Here is a 21,841-nt window from a genome sequence, read left to right on the forward strand (position 1 = left end):
AGATGGGGAGAAGAGACAGCTGCACCACTGCTCCCCTGCACCCCTCTACAACACCTCTCGCCCTAAGTAAGGTTGCAACACTTCGGGTATCCGTACTGTGCCATCTGGTTGTTGATAATTCTCTAAAATTGCTGCCATTGTGCGTCCCACAGCCAAACCAGAACCATTGAGGGTATGCACAAACTGTGTACCTTTCTTTCCTGCTTCTTTGAAGCGAATGTCACCCCGTCGCGCCTGGAAATCTGTCAAATTGGAACAGCTAGAAATTTCTCGGTATTTGCCTGAAGAAGGTAGCCAAACCTCTAAATCATAGGTTTTTGCCGAACCAAATCCCAAATCTCCAGTGCATAAATTTATGACTCGGTAAGGCAGTTGCAATGCTTGTAAAATTGCTTCTGCATTCCCTACCAATTTTTCTAATTCATCAAAGGAAGTACTGGGGTTGACAAATTTCACCAGTTCTACTTTGTTAAATTGATGCAGCCGAATTAATCCTCGCATGTCGCGCCCATAACTACCAGCTTCGCGTCGAAAACAAGGAGTGTAAGCACAATAGTAGATAGGTAAATCTTCAGCCGCCAGAATTTCACCACGGTAAAGATTAGTTAGTGGAACTTCAGCTGTGGGTATCAGCCATAAATCATCATCCGCGCATTTGAAACTTTCTTCGGCGAACTTGGGTAATTGACCAGTAGCTGTCAAAGAGTCAGTATTCACTAAAAGCGGCGGACTGATTTCTAAATATCCGGCTTGAGTCTGGACAGTCAGCATAAACTGAATTAACGCCCTCTCCAGTGCTGCACCAGCACCCACCAGAGTCACAAAGCGACTTTGAGCAACTTTTACAGCCCGCTCAACATTGAGAATACCCAGTTTTTCACCAATTTCCCAGTGAGGCAGAATATTCAGGTTCTTGGGTATGTATTCATCACCCCAGCGGCGCACTTCTACGTTCTCTTCCTCACTTTTACCAATGGGTGTAGAATCGCTTGGTAAATTGGGAAGTGCCAATAAAAGTTGTGCAATTTCGGCTTTGAGGTCTTTCTCCTGTGGTTCTAGTTCGCTCAATTTAGCTTTGATGGAATTACCTTCCTCCCGCAAAGCTTGAATTTCTGGGTCTTGAGGAGTGACACCAGATTTAATCTTTTGCCCAACGATTTTACCAATTTCGTTGCTACGAGCTTGGAGTTGACTACGCGTCCCTTCCAGTTCTCTTTGTTGACGATCTAACTGTAATATCGGTTCGATGTCGTATTTACCATTACGACTAGCTAACCGTTCCTGAACTAATTGCGGATTTTCTCGTATTTGCTTGATATCCAGCACAGATTTTCTTAGTCTCCAGCCTAAAATCTTCCTGTAAATACAGTTAACACATCAGCAGCATATAGTAATTTTGGCTTGCTGTGACTGGAAAAACAACGTTTATTGAAAAAATCAGTCTCAATTTAGTACAAAATTTTGCTATAGGATTATTCATTACCAGAGCCACGCAAGCAAATCACGTAAGCAAATAATGTACCCAACTAATCAACTTATTACTGATATTAGGGTCTATTAACGCGATTAAGTAGCCAAAGCGAGCCTACAAGCCCTGCAAAGTGGGCTTGTAGGGTCTGGATGTTTGCCAATACCACAAACATATCTAGACCACTTATGATCGCTTGATTAGCTTGTGGAGAAAATATAAATTGACCTTGAGATAAAGCCCTGAGTGTGAAACTACCTACTATTGCTTGCGCTCCCAAAAGAGTCAACAGTATTCCCGCTAAATTCACCCACAGTCCCAAGCGCAATACCTGAACAGTCTCGCTTTTTCGGGGACGGTTGGTGGGATTGGAGGATTGAAGTTGGTTGCCAAATCTAGTGTAACGGTAAGCCAAATAAATACCCATACCCAAGGCAACAAGTCCACCAACTTCTAATAAGATGCCAAATCCTGTTCCTGCATTACCAGTAGGACTATTAACATTCCGGCCAAATAAGCTGTTTGCCAGTAAAATCACGCCAGAAATCACACCTAAGGCTAACTGAATCCAAAAGCTAATCCAACCTATAAGGCGAAAGTTTTGGGCAATTGCCCGAAGATTAGAAGAAGATGAGGGGGTGTCTGGGGTTTGCGACATAGTGTTTACCAATGTGCTAGGCGCTTGTTAAATTAACTATCACATTTACCAGAATAGTGCCCTCGTGCTGACTCAAGAGTCAATGGTTATTAGTCATTAGTCAGTTGTCAGTTGTCAGTTGTCAGTTGTCAGGAGTTAGTTATTTCTCTCCATCTCCCCTGCTCCCCATCCCCTCATCTCCCTCATCTCCCCTACTCCCCTGCCACCTGCCTTTTCGCACTACGTTAAGCAGCAAATAAAGTGTTTATTAACTTTTACAGACAAAAAAGCATTTTACCTGTAAAATTTCTTCCATGGTATTTTATGTTTAAGCGGTTTTAACTGGCTCGGCATCAGTTGACACTAGGACAGCGGTAAACCCAATGTCTCAATTGCTCCTTACCACACCGCCTCGAGCTTGGGTAGGGGAGTAATATTTTACTCGGCTTCGTTCCTAAAATCTGTACGATTACTTCCCGCGACTTCGACAGCGTGGGCTGTTGTCTAATGTTTACGCTTAGAAAATTCTACCTCAGTAGCCCTATATACTGACTACAAGGATTACATATTCTAACCTAAGGCATTTTTCAGCCATTCACTAACTATGAAACTAGAGGATATATATCAATTTTTTGAGAATCCTCCGCCAAGTTACCTTTGCCAGGAACTAGCAGTTTGTTACATTCTGTATATTTTGTTACGAGGTGAATCCTATGGAACCGAGTTAATTCAACAGCTGGAAACAGAATACCCAACCTATCGGCTTTCAGATACTGTACTTTATAGTGCGGTTAAATTTCTTGAAGACCAAAGGGCAATCACTGGGTATTGGAAGAAACTCGATGGGCGAGGACGCCCTAGGCGAATGTACCAAGTTTCTCCAGATTGGCAAGTTCAAGCGCAGGATTTAGCTAAGCTTTGGCAAGAGTACATCAAAGGGAGGACAAACTAACGAGTAATTAATATTGATAAGCTAAAGGGTGACTCGTAGTGGTCGTTGACTTTTAGCAGTTAACGGTCAAGAGTCAATACTCAACAGTCAATACATGCAATCAGTTATGGATACTGCTATTCTGCCATCCACGTTGTTGCTAACTTTGTTGTTAGCGGTTGGGCTAATTTTTTTCATTCGTGCCTCGACTAAAGACCGCACAGAAACAGCGCAACTAGTATCTGAACAAGACGAAGCTGCTTTAATGCCGCAAATTAAGGAGTATTTCCGTTCTCGGTCTTATCGAGTGGCAGCGGTAAACCGAGAACAAAACCAAGTCACTTTTGAAGGGTTTGTGAAGCCAAGCCTATTTTTAGCAATGTTTTTGACACTGCTAGCAGCAGCAGGTCTCGCTTGTCTATCATTGGTATTGTCGCTGCTGATTCCTAGCCTTAGTACTCTTTTTCTAGGAATAGTGCTGTTATCACCTTTGAGTGGTATTTTTTATTGGAAAAAAGCCGGAAGACTTGAGAAAGTATTACTGAAATTGGAAGCAAACCCAAATCAGCAACACTCCTCAAGTCAGTTGACTGTAATTGCTCACAGAGATGAACTCATTGAGTTACAAAGGGCATTACAGTTAAAGCTTGGTAAGTAACTTTTAGTTTCTGTGTCTGTCTCTTTGTATGAGATGCTGGCTTCTGACAAACTCTTGAGTAAATAGACATTGGGGAGGAGGAAAGAAAAGTAGCGCTATGTCCATTCACCCTACGGCAGAATGTCGTAGGGTAAACTTCATACTTATTGACAGAGCTGACTTATTGGTCAATCTACTGGATGAGAGCGCAACTCAACTCTCGTTTTTGGATGCGTTCGCTCTATCCTAACTCCCTTCTGTATTATCAGACGAGAAATCAACCCATACAAACTGTCGTGGTTTGATCAAAGTTGACTGTCCAATTACTTGGACTAGCTCTACTGGCAATTAGCTACAAACTTAAAAAAAACCAAAATATTGCATAAACTGAGCAACTTTGCCAGTTAAATGATTGTCAGAAGCTACAAGACAATACATGAGATAACCATCTATGGTTTAACGACTAGCCACAGCAACAGGTTCTGGGCCTACGGGAGCTTCTAACGTCCGCAGGCTGGGAAACAAGAAATGGTTCTCTTCTACGTATTGTGCACCAAACAAACCTTTTTCTGCCCAGAAATAACGGTCTGTGGTGTGTTCATTGCGCTTTACGAGTAGCAACGCAGGTGGCGAGATATTCTCAGCTTGAATGAATTTTCTTGCTGCTGTCACAGGTTTTTCTTCGCCGCTTTCGATGCTATATTGTGGCACATGTTCTAGAATCCGCCGTCCTTCCTGACGACGACGACTTTTCCGTTTCCGTCTCCTTGCCAACCTATTATCCTCCTCTTTCAAGCTATAGATTGTAGTGATAGCTACAAAATCCGTCGTAATTATATAGGTTCTAGTTCTAAAGATCAATAGTTTCTTAACTTTTGATACAACAAAAATAATATTTTTGAATACAAATAAATCAAGAGGGGTAAAGGATATAATCCGCAGGAACAAAGTTGTACTGAGAAGATTTTAGTTAAGCTTTATTAAATGAGTGAGGGAAAATAAAGCTTCCTCCTTTATCTTCCCTCAAAGTCGGTGATCCTGAGCAAGAGCTAAAAAATGTTAATGTCTGCCAGTTCGGATTTTGTTGCTTTATGCCGAGAACAAATAGGATTGCTAACCCAAGGTTTGGGAGCAACTTTAAGTGTTGTTTACCTAACGCAAGAATTGGTGGAGGCTTCGACAGGTGAGGCGAAACTGATTCCTGTAGTGGTTTACCCAGAAACAGCAGTATTACAGCCAGGAGAAGAGATTACTGAGGCTACAACTGGCAAGCAACTGCAAATTGGGGATGTTTTGGTCTTACCCAGGCAACAGGGAAGGTTATTGACACCGGGGTTAGATTCTTTTGGAAAGACAAAAACTTCAGATGGTGAACAACCCAATTTCCAAGACGAATACTTGCTCAACGGACACCGAATCATGTTACCTCTGATTCATGAAGGTGTAATGATGGGCTTACTGGTGACAGGTAGGGAAGACCGGGCTTGGAATGAACAGGAGCAAAGTGAAATTCAAAGGATAGGTCAAACACTAGCGATCGCCTGTATTTTAGATCAGCGTCGAGCATGGTTACAGCATCAGCTGCATCAACAACAAATTGTCACTGAACAACAGCGAGATTTACTAGATAACCTCTTGCACCAATTTCGCAACCCGTTAACGGCATTACGGACTTTTGGCAAGCTGCTATTGAAGCGACTGCGACCAGGCGATCCGAACCGAGATGTGGGAAATAATATTGTCCGGGAAAGCGATCGCCTGCAAGAACTCTTGCAACAATTTGAAAAAGTCATCGATTGGACAGAGGCAGATTTGGGGCCGCGATCATTGCCGGAAAATGAAGTGTTTGTGGAAGCAACAGTACAAAAACAACCCAAACCAGCATTATTGTTACCAGGAACCGGAGATCAAGCAGCTGATTGTGCTGTAGTCGATTTCTTAGCACCATTATTAGTCTCAGCTCAAGCCATAGCCCAAGAGCGAAATTTGCAACTGCAAGCAGAAATTCCCCCAAACTTGCCACTAGTACGGGTCAACATCAAAGCCTTGCAAGAAGTATTAACCAATGTCATAGACAACGCCTTGAAATACACCCCCGCAGGTGGCAAGATATTCGTTCAGGCAGGGCAAGAAAAAGCTAATTTTCAAGGAATAGCCATCAGTGATACTGGCCCAGGCATTCCCCCAGAAGATTTAAAACATTTGGGAGAACGTCATTACCGAGGCGTACAGGCACAAACAGAAATTCCGGGTAGTGGTTTAGGATTAGCGATCGCTAAACAATTAATAGAGCAAATGCAGGGTGAAATTGAAATTTTCAGCCCTGCCATAAATTCTCAACTTGCTTCACCGGATGCGCCAGGAACTACATTTATTATTTGGTTGCCGAAAGTCGAGAGAGTTAGGAGTTAGGAGTTAGAAGTTTGGAGTTAAGAGTTTTCAGGAAGGTTTAATTCGTAAATTTAAAGCTTTCTTCAACTCAGAACTCATCACTCCTAACTCCTAACTATCTTCTTCAACTCATAACTAATCACTCCTAACTCCTAACTATTTGAGTGAAACCAGGAAATTCTGATTAATTGTCATTTGCAGGTCAGTGTCTGGGTTAATTGCGATGAGGTCAACACTCTTCTTGCCAAAGAACAAACCAATTAAAGCGCCGATACCAGCACCACCCAAGACTTCTTCTGTGGCAATGGCGCGATCGCCTGTGACGGCAGATACCGCAGCCGCAGCACCAGCACCTAGAACTGTATCCTTAATGATGGCACTGGTACTAGTACCCTTTTTGACTGTTTCTGTTTTGCTAATCACTTCAGAAGTAGCGTTAATCTGATATTCCTGACCTGTGGTTAAAACAAGTTTGTCAGCTACGAATTGAGAACCGCCTTTAGCAGGTTTGAGTTGACCGACAACCTGACTACCAGCAGGAATTACCACAGACCCGTCTTGAGTAACTACGCTTTGGGAAACTGTGAGTGTCAAAGGCGCTGTTTCATCCTTGGTGACAAGAATTTTATCTGCCTTATCGTATTTCACAGGGATAACAGTACCTTGGGGAATTGTTACGGATACAGGCGTTGGCGTGGTATTTCCTAAAGCGACAATATAAGGTGAGTTTATTGCTGAGGCTTGATTAGAACTAACCAATGCTTGGTAGATAAAAGCTGCTACTTGGGCGCGTGTGGCTGTTGCAGTTGGATTCAAGAACTTGACATTGGGATAGTTCACCACAATTTGATTTTCAGTTGCTGCAGCGATGGGACTACGGGCATAGCCAGCGATGTTATAGGCATCGTTGAAGTATTGCAGAGTACCTTCAACATTATTACTAGCGCCATATTCCAAACCATTAGCCAAAGCCACTAAAACCTGCTGGCGAGGAATAGCTTGGTTAGGTTCAAAGCGATTGCCAGGATACCCTGACAAGAAACCTATGGTATAAGCTTGCTGAATAGCATTGTATGCCCAATAGTTGCTTGGCACATCAGCAAATCTGATTGGTTGCCGTTGCTGTGCTTTTTGGAAAGCTTTGTTAACCATCGCTGCAAATTGAGCGCGGGTTACGGGTTCTTCTGGACGGAAACTACCATCAGGAAACCCTGCAATTACACCTCGCTGTGACAATTCTTGAATAAATTGTGCTGCCCAATAATTAGATGAAACATCAGAAAAAGTCGTTTGAGCTAAAGATGGTGTTGCTGCAATAAAGGGTGCTACAGTACCAGCTGTAATACTCAAAGCCATGAAAGCAGATGTTGCAGATTGCCAACGATTTAAATTAGTAAACATTGAATTTTACTCCAGTAAATTTATTTTTTCTTCTGTTACTTTCTTAGACAATTTACAAAATAGTAAGTTCCTAAATTTTCAATTTTATTACCATTAGTTTTGGTTTGTGAAAAGAAAACAGGTATTAAGTAATAGTGCAATTGACTATTACCTAATACCTAGGGAATAAAACTTGCTATTAATCTAGGAGGAATATTAATGAAGACGAAATTGATATAGAATAGTTGCCTAAAAAATAAGCGATCGCACACCTGATTAAAAGTGGCGATCGCGGATGGGAGATAATTAAATTCACGACTGAAATTGAGTGAAGCTTTAGTAGCGGGATAGCACCAAGTTTGAGTCCAATGTGATCCTCAAGTCTTCTTTTGGTCTGATAACGAAAGCATCAACTTGTTTTTTCCGTAATACTACACTTGCTCCTGCACCGGCAGCCGCACCAATAATAGGTTTAATATCATTGACTTTGCGATCGCCTGTCACCAATGAACCTAAAAGACCAGCAGCAGCACCAATACCTGCGTCAGTTAAAACTTGACCAGTACTAGGTGACTGTGAAACTTTTTCTATTCTCGTATATGTGCGAGAACTTGCATTAATCTGCTGACGACGACCAGAGGGGAAGATTAATTCTTGGGCTACAAAGCGGACGCCTTGTGTGTTACTGTCATTGCCATTTCCTGAAAAATTTCTGTCTAAATATACAGGTTCTAGCCGTCCAACAACCTCACTTCTAGCGGGAATCAATAGATTTCTATTACTATCGGTGATGTCGTTTGGTATTTTCAGCGTTAGGGATGCAGATTCCCCAGGTTTAATCACAATTTTGTCTTTGTCAGAGGTGACAGGCAAAGAAACTCCAGAAGGAATGGTAACTGTTCTGGATTGTCCAATATTATATTGTTGTGCATTGGCAGGAGCTACAGCAATCATGGGGGTAATAGCAGCTGTAGTGATTGCCATTGTCATGAGTGCAGCGGTTGTAGATTTCCATTGATGAATGCGAGTCATAAGCGGGCTACCATTTATGTCTGTAATGTATCTCATGACGATGGCTTACTGAGATTGTTTCTGAATGTTTTCAAACGTGACTTTAGTCATATTCCGAAGCAAGTTGTTTCTGACACAAGGAATATGTCTAATTTATTGTAAGGATTCAGGTCTAAACTCAAGGTATTAAAGATGAGGTCTGCACAACAGGGTTAACTTTAGCTCTTGTTGTACAAGTCAGTAGCTTCGTAAGATTATTCATTTTGGAGCGATCGCCCTAACTACCACTTTGCTACAGTTATCTTCAGCCATTCATTATATTTGTCGTTTATTTTTGCTTCTTGAACAGTAAATATTGAGTATGGGAGGCAAAAAGCGGCGTGGATGTTCCTCCCGCTTCATTGCCTTTGTGTTACGGCTATGCAAAGATTTGGGAGTTTAAGAGAGTAAGGATTAGCCGTAAAGCACCTAATATATATGGTGGGCTAAGCGTTGCTATAACGCACCCTACAATTTAAGATTTAATAATTTGGATATAATGCGGATATTTTCGGAATATCAGCGGTAATCAGCTGAAAATATTGTATTAAGGGACATAATTAAGTTAATATACAGAAATATTTTGCATATTATGTTTCATCGCGTTCTCGTCGAGCATAATAACTTAGATTTGAAGGAGTTACTTCTGAAAAAGCTAGAGTGCTTAAATTCTGAAGGAGAGCCGTTTTATAGTGCAGTTCAATTATTACAAAGTACTGAGAACGATCAAATCAAAATTACCTCATAAGTTAGGTTGAGGCACAAAAGCTAACAGTTACAAACTTTTGTCTGCTTAAGCTGGTGAGACAATGCTTTGAAGATGAGGATAGGTGAGCGTTTGTTATGGACTATCAACACATTATTACAATTGAGCCTGGAAAGCGCAGTGGCAAGCCATGTATTAGGGGAATGCGGATTACAGTATATGACATCTTAGAATATTTGGCAGGCGGTATGACCGAAGCAGAGATTCTGGAAGATTTTTCTGAACTCACTTCGGAAGACATCAAAGCTTGTCTTGCTTTTGCAGCAGATCGCGAGAAAAAGTTATTTGTGGTATCGCTGTGAAACTGCTATTGGATGAAAACCTATCAGACCGAATTATTAATTGTATTGTCGATTTATATCCTAATTCAGAGCATGTTAAAGCTTTAGGAATGACAAATACTGATGATGCAGTTATCTGGGAATATGCAAAGACAAATGATTTTGTGATTGTTTCCAAAGATTCTGATTTTCACCAGCGCAGTTTACTTTATGGTTATCCACCCAAGTTTATTTACCTTCGTATTGGCAATAGTCCAACATCGCAGATTATTGAAATTTTGAGAGATAATTTTGACACGCTCATTCGATTTCAAAATAGCGAAACGGAAAGTATTTTGGTGTTAGCGTAGTTGGTGTAATTCAATTGAGTGTGGAAGAACCTACAGAGTACCTTCGACCATAGGAGCATTCTATATTGCTACAAGAATTAAAGGAGCAAGTCTTAAAGTTAACACCAAGCGATCGCCTGGCATTAGTGAGCGCTATCATTGAGTCCTTACAAGATACACAAATTTCTGAGCCTGAGCGCTATAGCGCGGTTAAACGGATGCAAGGCTTGTTAAAAACAGACCAGCCAGCACCGACTGATGAAGAGGTCGCTGCAATGTTAGAACAGCGACGCTTGGACAAGTATCTCCAATGAGAATTTTAATTGATACCAATATTGTTTTAGATTTTATGTTGCAGCGAGAGCCATTTTTCCAAGATGCGGAACTGTTGTTTCAGGAAATTGATTCTGATAGTGTTCTTGGATATGTGACAGCGACAACACTTACACATATTTTTTATGTTTCCCGAAGACACACCCGCAGCATTGACAAAGCACGACAAGCTGTTTCAGAAACGCTGACTGCTATGGTAATTTGTCCCGTTAATCGAGGCCTGTTGGAATCAGCGTTCGCGTCTGGTTTAGCTGATTTTGAAGATGCTGTTCAAATTGCTTGTGCTGTTGCTCAAGGGTTAGATACTATTTTAACACGCGATACACAAGGTTTTTTGAACTCATCCATACCCATTTTGTCAATTAATCAGTTATTACAGCGGTTGGAGGCGGAAGATAGCGATTAGTTAGGTGGAAGGCAAAGATGGCGATCATATTGTCAAATTGTCGCAAACTTAGAGAAGCAAAAACTCAGTTTGCTTCCTACTGTCCCAACAAAGTAAATAGCTAGTAACCACCCAGGAGTTATATTTTTTCCAAACAAGAGCAAAATAATTTGCCTAACATAAAAAACTTGCTCATAATATTGTTAATTTTCGTAAAATTGCAGTCTTCAGGACTAGAAACCTGATAGACACCTAGCTAAACTATCAAGAGTGCATCTGTACTGCTAGTTAATAAAACCTAGATGTGGCGCTATAGCCTCAATGATCCCAGTACAACTTATCCTCAAAAACTTCCTTAGTTACCGTGATGCAACTTTAGATTTTCGTGGTTTGCATACGGCTTGTATTTGTGGTTCCAATGGTGCAGGTAAATCTTCTTTACTCGAAGCAATTACCTGGGCAATTTGGGGTGAAAGTCGCGCCACTGCTGAAGATGACGTGATTCATTCGGGCGCAAAAGAAGTTAGGGTAGATTTCACTTTCCAAATTAACGAACACAAATATCGGGTAATTCGCACGCGTGTGCGGGGTGCGAGTAGTGTCTTGGAGTTGCAAATAGAAACACCCTCTGGCTTTCGCGCCCTCACTGGTAAGGGTGTCAGAGCAACACAAGATTTGATTTTAGAACACATCAAACTCGATTACGATACTTTTATTAATTCTGCTTACCTGCGTCAAGGGCGTGCGGATGAATTCATGCTCAAGCGCCCCAGCGAACGCAAGGAAATTTTAGCGGAGTTGTTGAAACTTAATCAATACGATGATTTGGAAGAACGAGCAAAAGAATCCTCACGTCAGTTCAAAGCTAGGGCTGAAGAATTAGAGCGTTCTTTGGAATCAATTAAAATTCAGTTGCAACAACGTGAGGTGACACAAGCACAAAGAGCAGAGTTAGAAGCTGAACTTAATCAATTACAGCAAGTACAAGCCTTTGAAAATATTCAATTACAAAGTTTACAAGTTGTCCAGCACCAGCGACAAAATTGGGAACAACAACTCAGCTTTGTCAGACAACAATACCAGAATTTGACTCAAGATGGCGATCGCCTGCAACAAGAGTATGCAGCAGCCAAATCTCAGCTAGCAGATTTAGAGACCATTTTAAATCAGGAAACTGAAATTAAAAACGGCTACGCTCAATACCAAAGTCTGCAATCTCAAGAAGAAGCGTTTGCGGCTAAATTTGAAGAATACACCCGCGCCACAGGGCTGCGTCAACAAAAGCAACAGCAATTAACCAAACAAATTCACGAAATTGAACGCCAACTACAACAAGTCCAAGGACAATTAGCAGCCTTGCAGCAGCAAGAGCAAGAAATTCAGCAAACTCTTAGCAAATCAGGTGAAGTAGAAGCTGGTTTAGCACAACTAGCCGCAGCGCGTCGCCGAGTTCATCAACTCGATGAACTGCAAATGCAAGTCAGTCCGTTGTTGCAACAGCGGCAAAATTTACAAAGTCAATTACATCGCGTGGAAGCAAATTTAAAAGCTAGGCTAGAACAGTTACAAACCACAGAGAACCAACTCCAACGTTCTTCACGTCGTCAACCGCAACTGCAACAAGCAGTCATGGAAGTGGGGATACAAATTGAACAGATGGAGAAAGACCGAGTTTATCTGCAACGAGTCCAAGAAAAAGGACACGAAAGGCGACACTTTATCGAACGTCTACAAGCCCAGCAACGTGAATATGAAAGGTTTTTGGGAGAACTGGATCAAAAACTGCAAATGCTTCGCAACCCCGATGCAATTTGCCCTTTGTGTGAGCGTCCTTTGGATGAACATCACTGGAATCGCGTGGTAGACAAAACCAAAACCGAGTACCAAGATACTGAAGGGCAATTGTGGGTGTTTCGAGAACAGATGGCAGTATCAGACCGAGAAATTCAGCTATTAAGGCAGGAATATCGAGAAATATCGCAAAAATTAGCAGCTTATGACACTCTCCGCGAACAAAGGGGGCAATTAGCAGCACAACTCGAATCTACCACCGATGCCGAACAACAGCTACAACAACTCGCTGCCGAAAAACAATATTTAGAGCGATCGCTACAAGTTGGCGATTATGCACCAGTTCAACAAGCTGAACTACGGCAACTAGAAGAATATCTGCAACAACTGAATTATAATGAACAAGACCATGCCCTCGCTCGCAGTGAAGTTGAACGCTGGCGATGGGCAGAAATCAAACAAGGGCAAATTAAAGATGCGAACAAGCGTCTAGCTATGTTATCAGCCCGAAAACCAGAATTACAAGCTCAAATTGCTCAATTACAAACCAAAATCCAGCAAGAGCAAACTGATTCTGAATGTGCTAGACAAATCGCCGCTCTTGAACATCATATTGCCGAGATTGGGTATAGTTCAGACCAGCATAACAATATTCGCATGGCTGTGCGTCAAAATCAAGTTTGGCAATTGCGTTATCAACAACTTTTGTCAGCCGAGCAGCAATATCCGCAATTGCAAACGAGATTACAAGAGTTAGAGTCATCCATTGCTGACAGACTCACAGAGCGGCAAAAACTCGCTACCCAAATCGACAGCATTGTCCAACAGCTAGCCCAAACAGCCAACCCAACAGAGCAAATTCAAGTTTTAGAGGAGCAACTGCAAACACGCAGACGACAACTAGACGAACAAATAGCCAAGTTGGGGCGTTTAGAACAGCTAGCTCACCAACTGGAAACCTTGCAAACTCAATACGAACAACAGCAACAACAACTACAAGCTTGCAAACGAGAATATCGAGTTTATCAGGAATTAGCGCAGGCATTTGGTAAAAATGGCATCCAAGCTTTGATGATAGAGAATGTATTGCCTCAACTGGAAGCAGAGACAAATCAACTCTTGTCACGATTGAGTGCTAACCAGTTACATGTACAATTTATTACTCAAAAATCTGGGCGGAGTGGCAAATCTACCAAGAAAAATGCCAAGCTCATCGATACTCTCGATATTTTAATTGCCGATGCCAGAGGCACGCGAGCTTATGAAACTTACTCTGGTGGAGAAGCCTTTAGAATTAACTTTGCCATCCGTTTAGCCTTAGCAAAACTATTGGCACAACGGGCGGGTGCGGCGTTGCAATTGTTGATTGTGGATGAAGGCTTTGGTACACAGGATGCAGAAGGATGCGATCGCTTGATTGCGGCGATAAATGCGATCGCCTCTGATTTTGCCTGCATCCTCACAGTTACCCACATGCCTCACCTCAAAGAAGCCTTCCAAGCTCGTATTGAGGTGAATAAAACTCAGCAAGGTTCGCAGTTACATCTATTAATTTAATGTGAGTTCGACAAATTCAAAAATATCTAGACGCAAGGCTGAGAGGTTATATAGGACTCATATTTGAGTTCTGAACAAAACTCAGTACACTTTTATTCCTTCTTACTGTTCCCCGTTCCCTGTTCCCCGTTCCCTTCCTACGCAAATGTTTTCAGGAATCAAATCGGATTCCTATATCATGTTCGGTTAATCAGTTATGATTCCCACAGTCATTGCACCCCACCCCTTAATCCCCTCCCCGTCAACGGGGAGGGGAAACAAAGCGTAGCTTTGGTGGGGTGGGGTTATTTTTTTGATTTATGCAAGAAGTCTATTGACCGCCTTTTAATCACAGCCATCAGCCATCAGTCATCAGGAGCCAGTGCGTTGGACGGCTCTGCCGGCAGCCGCGCAACTGGCGTTCATCAGTCAACACGATTTTTATGTGGAACAGCCTAACACATTTCAAAAACGGCGTATTATAATTGAAGTATGAAGCACATGGGTCCGTAACGGTTTCGACAGGTTGGCGAACGCTGCTCTGTGATTCAGGTCGAGAGTGAGTCATCTCTCGGAAATCCAAGGCTCAAAAAAAAAGTAAATGCGAATAACATCGTAAAATTTGCTCGTAAGGAAGCCCTAGTAGCTGCCTAATAGCCTCTTATAGGTTCGAGCGTCTCTAGTTTGACTCCGTTAAGGATTAGAGACCAACCCCAACGGATGCTCTAGCAAGTATTCTCTGATTGACTTGCTAGCTAAGACTTAATCAGAGCATCCTACGTTCGGGATAATGAACGATTCCCGCCTTGAGGGTCAGATAGGCTAAACCTGTGAATGAGTGGAGGGTCAATACCCAATTTGGACAGCAGTTCGACTCTGCTCGGATCCACTAAAAACACTAAAAATCCAATCTGCATTCATTACCCCCTTGATGCAGTAGTAGAAAACCAAAAGTGAGAGCAGAAATTTCTGCTCTCATTTTTTGATTGAACACAACAGTATATAGCTCAATACGGTTCAGTTAAGACTAAAACTTTTTGTCAAAGTCAATTTTTTTAACGTAGACGCGTAAGCGGTGAGCCAGCGCGGTCTTGGGGGTTCTCCCCCAATCCCCACTCCCTTTCGGTCGTGGGGGCCCCGAGTCCCCCATGAGCGACTGGCGAACCCGAAGGGCTTGCCGCAGGCTACCGCCAAGAACGCACTGGACGCAAACAGAAGAAAGAAATGCTTAACTGAACTGTATTGGTATATAGCTAATGGGTTTCCAAAAAATAAATTATTCCAGTCTGGTAGGGTGCGTTAGGACTATCGTCCATAACGCACCGCCAGAGATTTGCAGTGCTATACTCTCGCCGATAACTACAAAACTGATAACTGATGACTATTTACTGTGAATATTGGGATATTTTGTTACTTGAAAGCCTAATTACTAGCATGATTTACAAAGACGAGTCCACTATATAGCTGAAAAGCTGAGTCCCAATTAGTTTCTTCTCTACGAAACAGGTGAATGTGAGACTTGATCTGACTTAGCATTTCTGTTTGATCTAATACTGTCTGTGCAAAACAAGCAAAATCAGACCAGATCTTAGCTTGAGGCAATTTTTGGTCAATCCAGCCAAGTAAATGATTCCAATTAATTCTGATTGTATTTTGGCTAGCTTGAGGAGTGATTTCTACACCTTGCTGAAATTCGTAGCCGTTGTCATAAAGTCGCAAAATGCAACGTCTACCAGGTAGGTGTAAATCATAAAATTGTACATAGTCTTGGGTTTGGGTTTTGCGTTCTAGTTTATGATGGGCATCAACATCTACAACTTCCTCAAAAATTGGCAGTAGTCCTAGAACGCGTGCTTTGACTTCTGACCATTCAAAAGTTAGCGAACCAAGTTGATTTGCTTCATTGCGACAAACAACAGTTGCTTTGAGGTCAGATTCTGAGAAATATTGGACTTGAAAAACTTGAATTTGCTGAATGGCTGTTATCGAAGTCCAGAAACAAGGAATTTCAGCTTTCTGTAGCTGCGTACCATAAAATTTTAGTTCTCCTACCTGTCCAGTGCGGTATAACCTCCAGCCGCGACTTGGTAGTACCAGCCTTGCTGTGTAGGGGTCTAGCTGCATAATCTGAGCAAATTTCGGTGCAGCTATGGTTTTTAGTTCGTTGCTGAGAGGTTCTAAGACTAGCACCCCAAGTTCAGTATTGCTAGGTTCAGCCGTGGCTTTGGCGATCGCTCTTTGTTTTTCTTCTTGCTCAATTTCTTGCAGCCTTTGCAAACCTTGACGTGCTTGCGTCACTATCTTAGTGTTAGTTGTATTTCGCAGCAGATGGCGATAAATTTTTTCAGCATCTTGGTGCTTTTGGGATACTTCATGCAGCCTTCCCAGATAAAATTGCACCCAAGGATTATCCGGTGATTCTTTTAACAGCTGTTTGAGTAATTTAGCAGCTGTGTGATAGTCTTTACGCTCAAAGGCAATAGCCACTTGCTCAATCATCACTTATACCATTTTGGATTTTAGATTTTGGATTGTTAAAGACTTGTTGGTAATGCTTTTAAAGCTTCATCTGTGGCTATTGTTGTTCAATTGTTCAAGTTTAGGGAAAGATTAAACCTGAGCTAAACCGTATTCAGTTATAAATCATTTATACTTCAAAATTTGCGGAAATTAAGGTTAATGCAACTACTGGTGCTGTCACTGCTCGCAGGATACGACGACCGAGAGACACTGGTTGAAATCCGGCCGCGATCGCATTTTCAATTTCTGTTTCTGTCCACCCTCCTTCTGGGCCAGTAGCAATCACAATGCTTTCTTGTCCTTTGTTTTGCAAGCAATATCTTAAGTGAGGAAAGTTACCACGCCCTTCACAAATATATTGTTGACTGTTGACTGATGACTGATGGCTGTTAACTGTTGACAAAGCAGTATTAAAAGCTACAGGTTCTAAAATTGTTGGTACAAAAGCGCGTTCTGATTGTTCAGCGGCTTCTGCGGCAATACGTCGCCAACGTTCAAGCTTTTGGGGACTGGGATTTAGTAAGGTGCGATCGCTCAAAACTGGCGCAATACAAGCTACACCTAATTCCGTACAAGTGCGTACCACTTCATCAAATGCATTGCCTTTGGGTAACGCCACCATCAGAGTAATTGATACATGCAATTCGGTTTCTACTGTCAGTGGTTGTAAAACTTGCGCTTGTTCTGTTGCTAGCTGTGATAACCACCATTTACCCTTACCATCCATAGCAATAAAGCGATCGCCATCACGCAAGCGCAACACGCGTACTAGGTAGTGTTGTTGCTCTTTGGTGAGCAAAATTTGCCCTTGTTGGAGTTGGGAGGGTGCGATCGCGATTCTTTGCAATTGAGACATAAGCAAGGGGAAAGACTATTAAATGTGCGATAAAAACATTAGAATTGAAGAAAATTCCCGTAATTTCTCGTCAGTATCCTGAATAAAGACTAGAAGACAGAAACAACGCAGGTAATGAGTAGAACTTGAGGAATGATTCTGGATGCACGAGAATAGCCAAATCAGAATTCTGTTTTTCACGGCTGAGCCTAACGATACCGCTAGGCTGCGTTTACAACAAGAGTTGCGAGATATCGAAGAACAGCTGCGAAGATTTAGGGTGCAAGACAGATTTGTCCTCAAGTTACAATTATCCGCCCGTACTAGGGACATTAGCCAAGCAATACTCGATTTTGAACCGCATATTGTTCATTTTTCAGGACATGGCCAGAATACTGGTGAACTTTGCTTTGAAAATGAGTTTGGTACAACACAGCCAGTCAAGCCGGAAGTTTTAGCTGCGGTGTTTAGATTAGTAACAGCTTATGTTCATTGTGTAGTGCTGAATGCTTGTTATTCCAATATTCAAGCCGAAGCTATTGTTCAGCATATACCTTTTGTCATCGGCATGAAAACAGCGATCGGCGATCAAGCGGCGATCGCTTTTGCTGTGGGATTTTACAGGGCGCTGGGTGCAAATCGTTCCATAGAAGAAGCTTACGAGTTTGGGTGCGTAGAAATTCAACTGCAAGGTATTCCAGAAGAATCAACCCCTGTTCTCCGTAAAAGAATAGATCAATCGCCTGCGGCTTTTTATTTACAACGCCCTGCAATTGAAGGGCGTTGTTACGAAGAGATTAAACAGCCTGGTTCTCTGATTCGCATCAAAGCCCCTAAGAACATGGGGAAAACATGGCTGATGAACAGGATAGTAGCTTATGCCAGAGGAAATGGCTATAAAACAGTTACTTTAAGTTTTAACGTCTTAACAGATGGAACAATTTTTCAAGATGTCGAGAAATTCTTTCGTTCTTTCTGTATTGCTGTTGCTAATGAATTAGGGCTACCCAATCAATTAATTGAGACTTGGGACAATCAAGCGACTTCTATATTTAACAGTACGATGTACTTTCAAAAATACTTGTTAGCAAATATAAATACTCCTTTGGTACTAGCTTTAAATGATGTTGATTTAGTTTTTGAAAAACCTGAAATTGCCAATGATTTTTGTAAAATGCTACGAAATTGGCATGACCGGGCAAGGCGCGATGACACAACTAGCATTATTTGGAAAAAACTGCACTTAATCATTGTCCATTCTACTGAAGTTTATGCCTTTCTTGATATTAATAGTTCACCACTTGCTAATGTAGGTTTAGTAATTGAATTACCAGAATTTACTCTTGAGCAGGTACAACGTTTACTAAATTTGCATGGACTAAATTTAGCAACAAATGAAGTTGATCAACTAGTGGATTTATTAGGTGGACACCCTTTGCTACTGCGAATTACTTGTGATTATTTGAGACTTAATGAAATTACCTTGAAAGAATTTCTAGAAGTTGCTCCTACACTAGAGGGGCCGTTTAAAGGTCATCTACTTGAATATTTAACAATTTTGGAAAATAATCCAGAATTGAACACAGCATTTCGTCAGGTTATTACAGCAGATACACCAATTAAATTATCTCCAAATATTGCGATGACATTACAACGCTTAGGACTAGTCAAGTTAGAAAGAAATTTGGCTAAACCACGCTGCAATCTCTATCGTCAGTTCTTGCGTTTTTATCTTTAAATTATAGAGAAAACTCACCATGATACAACTAAATCAATACTATCAAGTAGGAGGAACTTTAACAGCAGATGACCCTAGCTATGTAGAGCGAGATGCTGACAAAGATATTTATGAGCAATTAAGATCTGGAAATTTTTGTTATGTGTTTGATTCTCGGCAGATGGGTAAGTCTAGCTTACAAGTAAGAGTAAGTAAAAGATTGGAAAATCAAGAATTTAAATGTGCTTTGATTAGCCTAGATGGACTGGGCACTAAAGGAGTCACTCAAGAGCAGTGGTACTATACTTTTATTAAAGATTTAGCAGAACAATTGGAATTACCAAATGATCGATTAGAATCTTGGTTATTAGAGAGTAAATCCTTAGCTCCTCTGAAACGATTGGATGATTTTTTTAAAACCCTATTACTATCAGAAACTTATCAAAACATTGTAATTTTCATTGATGAAATCGATACTGTTCTCAGTTTAGATTTTCCTACGGATGATTTTTTTGCTTTCATCCGCTCTTGCTATAATAGACGTGCAAATAACCCAAATTATAAACGAGTTACTTTTGCATTATTAGGGGTAGCTACACCATCGCAATTAATCCAAGATAATCAACGCACACCTTTTAATATTGGTAAGGCAATTAAATTAAAGAGTTTTACTTTGGCAGAAATTAGACCTCTTGCGAAAGGATTAGAGAGTAAAGTAGGTGACTCTAAAATTGCCGAAGATATTTTGCAAGAGGTACTAAAATGGACTGGGGGTCAACCTTTTTTGACTCAAAAAATATGTCAACTTATTGCTGAGTCTCAAGATGTTATTCCTAGTTATAAGCAAGCTCTAAGTAAGTGGGTAGATGAGATTGTTAAATCCCAGATAATTGAAAATTGGGAAGAGCAAGATAATCCACAACATTTCAGGACAATTCGTGACAGGATTATCAATAGTCAACAACCAACGGTTAATTTGCTCAAACTATATCAGAAAATCAGACAACAGCAAGAATTACCCACTGATGATAGTCCAGAGCAAAGTGAATTAATCTTGTCAGGAATAGTAGTAGAAAATAATCGTAAGCTGAAAATTTATAACCTGATTTATAAATTAGTATTTGATAATAACTGGTTGACTGAAATTTTAGCAGATAAAAAACCTTATGAAGAAGAATTACTAGGATGGAAATTAAATAAAAATAAGTATTGGTTATTGCGAGGTCGAAAATTAAAAACAGCAAGAGAATGGAGTCACGACAAAATATTAACAATCGAAGATTATCAATTTTTCAATAAAAGCCAAGAATTAGAACTTCAAATAACAAAGCGTAATCAACGTGTAATTTTATTAATTTATACCATTCTATTAATGGGATTTGCGATTACAGGTGGCTCGTTATCAACTAGAAAAATTCAATCATTCTTCTTTCCATACGTATTAAAGCCAGAACTATTTAGCCAAGGAGAACGTACTTTTTTTCTAGGAAATGGAAATTTATATCAACGCTACGGTGTTGAGGCTTTTCAAAAAGGTGATTATTCAAAAGCAGTTGAACAATTTCAAAGAGCAAAAAATGTTAATAAAAACGATCCAGAAGCACTGATTTATTACAACAATGCCAAAGCACATAAAAGTGGTAATTATTTAACTTTGGCAGTTGCTGTATCTATAAATCCTAGAAGAGAACAGGCTACAGACATCTTGAAAGGAGTCGCACAAGCGCAGGACGAGTTTAATAAAAAAGGTGGATTCAAAGGGGAATTATTGAATATTATAATTACCGATGATAATAACGAGCAAAGCCAAGCTCAAACAGTTGCACAGGAATTGACTAGAGATGCAAAAGTTTTAGGAGTAATCGGACACAATGGCAGTTCAGTTAGTCAAGCTGCACTTGTGAAGTATGAAAGTGCTGGTTTAGCAATGATATCTGCTACTAGCACCAGTACTAAATTAAAAAATAAAGTATTTTTTAGAACAGTTCCTTCTGATGCAAAAGCTGGTGAGAAATTAGCTAGTTATGCTTTAAAAAATGGCATTAAGCAAGTGGTTATTTTTTATAATGATAAAGATATATATAGTGAAAGTTTAAGGCAAGCATTTACAAAAAAATTTGAAAATCAAGGTGGAAAAATTGTCAGAACTAAAAATTTAGCAGATCCAAAGTTAGATGCATCTTATGAAGTGTATCTCAGTGTAGTTCAAGATGAAGCCAATGCGGCTGTTTTTTTTCCAAATATAGAGCTAATTTCTACTGTAATTAACATGGCTCGCGCTCGTGAACAACAAAAAATTCCAAAATATTTAGGAAGAAATCTCCAGTTGTTGGGAGGCGATGCTTTGTATGGTGTAGATACTTTAAAACAGGGTGACAAGGATCTTGAAGGCTTAGTTCTGGCTATTCCTTGGTTTCCTGAAGAATCTTATTCAAAAAAATTTGCCGAGAGAGCCTGTAACCAATGGGGACAGGGAATTAGTTGGCGCACTGCTGCTAGTTACGATGCAACTATGGCTTTTATTGAAGCTATTTCACAGTCAAAAAATCCTTCTCGACAAAGTGTACTGCAAAAGCTGAAGTCAATTACACTGCCAGCTAATAAAACTTCAGGAGATGCACTTGCTTTTCAAGATGGTGAGCCGCGTAATAAAACGGGAGTCCTCGTTAAAGTCGTTCGTGATAGTGGTGATAAGTGCAGTGATAGCGAAGGGAAGAGATTTCATTTTGAAAAAGTTGATTAATACTAATATCACGTGAGTTCGATGAACCTCTCCCCAACCCCTCTCCGACGCGGAGAGGGGCTTTGAAATTTTAGATAAAGAACGAAAAATTAAGGTTTTTAAGCCTCTCCC

At 40.8% G+C, this 21,841-nt stretch carries 17 protein-coding genes and 1 other RNA gene; 11 read left to right on the forward strand and 7 right to left on the reverse strand.

The features are described from left to right. Window positions 1-45 precede the first annotated feature (45 nt). Both serS and I8748_RS25850 read right to left on the reverse strand, forming a co-directional pair. Window positions 46-1,326 (reverse strand): serine--tRNA ligase, encoded by a 1,281-nt coding sequence (gene serS, locus I8748_RS25845; protein ID WP_198127386.1) that lies wholly within the window; start codon window positions 1,324-1,326, stop codon window positions 46-48. Between the two features lie 221 nt (window positions 1,327-1,547). Further along, window positions 1,548-2,126: a DUF3611 family protein gene (locus I8748_RS25850; protein ID WP_198127387.1), complete on the reverse strand. Its 579-nt coding sequence runs from the start codon at window positions 2,124-2,126 to the stop codon at window positions 1,548-1,550. A gap of 583 nt (window positions 2,127-2,709) precedes the next feature. Here I8748_RS25850 and I8748_RS25855 point away from each other — a divergent pair. After that, the gene (locus I8748_RS25855) at window positions 2,710-3,057 is read left to right on the forward strand and encodes a PadR family transcriptional regulator (RefSeq protein ID WP_198127388.1); all 348 of its coding nucleotides are present in this window, start codon (window positions 2,710-2,712) and stop codon (window positions 3,055-3,057) included. Window positions 3,058-3,163: 106 nt separating this feature from the next. After that, on the forward strand, window positions 3,164-3,694 hold the full coding sequence (locus I8748_RS25860; protein WP_198127389.1) for a cofactor assembly of complex C subunit B: 531 nt from the start codon (window positions 3,164-3,166) through the stop codon (window positions 3,692-3,694). 435 nt (window positions 3,695-4,129) lie between these two features. Here the strand turns inward: I8748_RS25860 and I8748_RS25865 are convergent, their stop codons facing one another. After that, the gene (locus tag I8748_RS25865; protein WP_198127390.1) at window positions 4,130-4,447 is read right to left on the reverse strand and encodes a DUF3155 domain-containing protein; all 318 of its coding nucleotides are present in this window, start codon (window positions 4,445-4,447) and stop codon (window positions 4,130-4,132) included. A gap of 282 nt (window positions 4,448-4,729) precedes the next feature. On the opposite strand from I8748_RS25865, the gene I8748_RS25870 reads away from it, so the two are divergent. Next, on the forward strand, window positions 4,730-6,085 hold the full coding sequence (locus I8748_RS25870) for a sensor histidine kinase (protein ID WP_198127391.1): 1,356 nt from the start codon (window positions 4,730-4,732) through the stop codon (window positions 6,083-6,085). 135 nt (window positions 6,086-6,220) lie between these two features. Here the strand turns inward: I8748_RS25870 and I8748_RS25875 are convergent, their stop codons facing one another. Both I8748_RS25875 and I8748_RS25880 read right to left on the reverse strand, forming a co-directional pair. Beyond that, a complete protein-coding gene (locus I8748_RS25875) occupies window positions 6,221-7,465 on the reverse strand; it encodes an S-layer homology domain-containing protein (RefSeq protein ID WP_198127392.1) in 1,245 nt (414 codons plus the stop codon). 315 nt (window positions 7,466-7,780) lie between these two features. Beyond that, a complete protein-coding gene (locus I8748_RS25880) occupies window positions 7,781-8,476 on the reverse strand; it encodes a conjugal transfer protein TrbI (RefSeq protein WP_198127393.1) in 696 nt (231 codons plus the stop codon). An 861-nt stretch (window positions 8,477-9,337) separates the two neighbouring features. On the opposite strand from I8748_RS25880, the gene I8748_RS25885 reads away from it, so the two are divergent. The 6 genes from I8748_RS25885 (at window position 9,338) to ssrA (ending at window position 14,807) form a co-directional block, all read left to right on the forward strand. Then, on the forward strand, window positions 9,338-9,562 hold the full coding sequence (locus I8748_RS25885) for a DUF433 domain-containing protein (RefSeq protein ID WP_198127394.1): 225 nt from the start codon (window positions 9,338-9,340) through the stop codon (window positions 9,560-9,562). Then, window positions 9,559-9,891 (forward strand): DUF5615 family PIN-like protein, encoded by a 333-nt coding sequence (locus I8748_RS25890; RefSeq protein WP_198127395.1) that lies wholly within the window; start codon window positions 9,559-9,561, stop codon window positions 9,889-9,891. The genes I8748_RS25885 and I8748_RS25890 overlap by 4 nt, the downstream gene beginning before the upstream one ends. Before the next feature lie 65 nt (window positions 9,892-9,956). Further along, on the forward strand, window positions 9,957-10,184 hold the full coding sequence (locus I8748_RS25895; RefSeq protein WP_214662762.1) for a hypothetical protein: 228 nt from the start codon (window positions 9,957-9,959) through the stop codon (window positions 10,182-10,184). Beyond that, window positions 10,181-10,609, forward strand: coding sequence for a type II toxin-antitoxin system VapC family toxin (locus tag I8748_RS25900; RefSeq protein WP_198127396.1), 429 nt, complete (start codon window positions 10,181-10,183; stop codon window positions 10,607-10,609). The genes I8748_RS25895 and I8748_RS25900 overlap by 4 nt, the downstream gene beginning before the upstream one ends. A gap of 300 nt (window positions 10,610-10,909) precedes the next feature. After that, window positions 10,910-13,936, forward strand: coding sequence for an exonuclease subunit SbcC (gene sbcC / locus I8748_RS25905; protein ID WP_198127397.1), 3,027 nt, complete (start codon window positions 10,910-10,912; stop codon window positions 13,934-13,936). Window positions 13,937-14,418: 482 nt separating this feature from the next. After that, window positions 14,419-14,807, forward strand: a transfer-messenger RNA (tmRNA) gene (gene ssrA, locus I8748_RS25910). A 530-nt stretch (window positions 14,808-15,337) separates the two neighbouring features. Here the strand turns inward: ssrA and I8748_RS25915 are convergent. Beyond that, on the reverse strand, window positions 15,338-16,414 hold the full coding sequence (locus I8748_RS25915; RefSeq protein WP_198127398.1) for a tetratricopeptide repeat protein: 1,077 nt from the start codon (window positions 16,412-16,414) through the stop codon (window positions 15,338-15,340). Window positions 16,415-16,562: 148 nt separating this feature from the next. Then, window positions 16,563-17,291, reverse strand: a complete 729-nt coding sequence (locus I8748_RS25920; protein WP_198127399.1) for a 16S rRNA (uracil(1498)-N(3))-methyltransferase — start codon at window positions 17,289-17,291, stop codon at window positions 16,563-16,565. 142 nt (window positions 17,292-17,433) lie between these two features. On the opposite strand from I8748_RS25920, the gene I8748_RS25925 reads away from it, so the two are divergent. After that, window positions 17,434-19,008 carry an AAA-like domain-containing protein gene (locus I8748_RS25925; protein WP_198127400.1) on the forward strand — a complete coding sequence of 525 codons (1,575 nt, stop codon included), beginning with the start codon at window positions 17,434-17,436 and terminating at the stop codon, window positions 19,006-19,008. 19 nt (window positions 19,009-19,027) lie between these two features. Next, window positions 19,028-21,730, forward strand: coding sequence for an ABC transporter substrate-binding protein (locus I8748_RS25930; RefSeq protein WP_198127401.1), 2,703 nt, complete (start codon window positions 19,028-19,030; stop codon window positions 21,728-21,730). Window positions 21,731-21,841 lie beyond the last annotated feature (111 nt).

It is taken from the genome of Amazonocrinis nigriterrae CENA67 (assembly GCF_016056305.1).
Taxonomy (GTDB): Bacteria; Cyanobacteriota; Cyanobacteriia; order Cyanobacteriales; family Nostocaceae; genus Amazonocrinis; species Amazonocrinis nigriterrae.

What these genes read in the sequence shown, in the direction of transcription:
- I8748_RS25930 (WP_198127401.1), top strand. Translation starts at nt 19,028, where the DNA reads ATGATACAACTAAATCAATACTATCAAGTAGGAGGAACTTTAACAGCA.
- I8748_RS25875 (WP_198127392.1), bottom strand. Translation starts at nt 7,465, where the DNA reads ATGTTTACTAATTTAAATCGTTGGCAATCTGCAACATCTGCTTTCATG.
- I8748_RS25920 (WP_198127399.1), bottom strand. Translation starts at nt 17,291, where the DNA reads ATGTCTCAATTGCAAAGAATCGCGATCGCACCCTCCCAACTCCAACAA.
- I8748_RS25850 (WP_198127387.1), bottom strand. Translation starts at nt 2,126, where the DNA reads ATGTCGCAAACCCCAGACACCCCCTCATCTTCTTCTAATCTTCGGGCA.
- I8748_RS25900 (WP_198127396.1), top strand. Translation starts at nt 10,181, where the DNA reads ATGAGAATTTTAATTGATACCAATATTGTTTTAGATTTTATGTTGCAG.
- I8748_RS25860 (WP_198127389.1), top strand. Translation starts at nt 3,164, where the DNA reads ATGGATACTGCTATTCTGCCATCCACGTTGTTGCTAACTTTGTTGTTA.
- I8748_RS25855 (WP_198127388.1), top strand. Translation starts at nt 2,710, where the DNA reads ATGAAACTAGAGGATATATATCAATTTTTTGAGAATCCTCCGCCAAGT.
- I8748_RS25880 (WP_198127393.1), bottom strand. Translation starts at nt 8,476, where the DNA reads ATGACTCGCATTCATCAATGGAAATCTACAACCGCTGCACTCATGACA.
- I8748_RS25885 (WP_198127394.1), top strand. Translation starts at nt 9,338, where the DNA reads ATGGACTATCAACACATTATTACAATTGAGCCTGGAAAGCGCAGTGGC.
- I8748_RS25870 (WP_198127391.1), top strand. Translation starts at nt 4,730, where the DNA reads ATGTTAATGTCTGCCAGTTCGGATTTTGTTGCTTTATGCCGAGAACAA.
- sbcC (WP_198127397.1), top strand. Translation starts at nt 10,910, where the DNA reads ATGATCCCAGTACAACTTATCCTCAAAAACTTCCTTAGTTACCGTGAT.
- I8748_RS25915 (WP_198127398.1), bottom strand. Translation starts at nt 16,414, where the DNA reads ATGATTGAGCAAGTGGCTATTGCCTTTGAGCGTAAAGACTATCACACA.
- I8748_RS25925 (WP_198127400.1), top strand. Translation starts at nt 17,434, where the DNA reads ATGCACGAGAATAGCCAAATCAGAATTCTGTTTTTCACGGCTGAGCCT.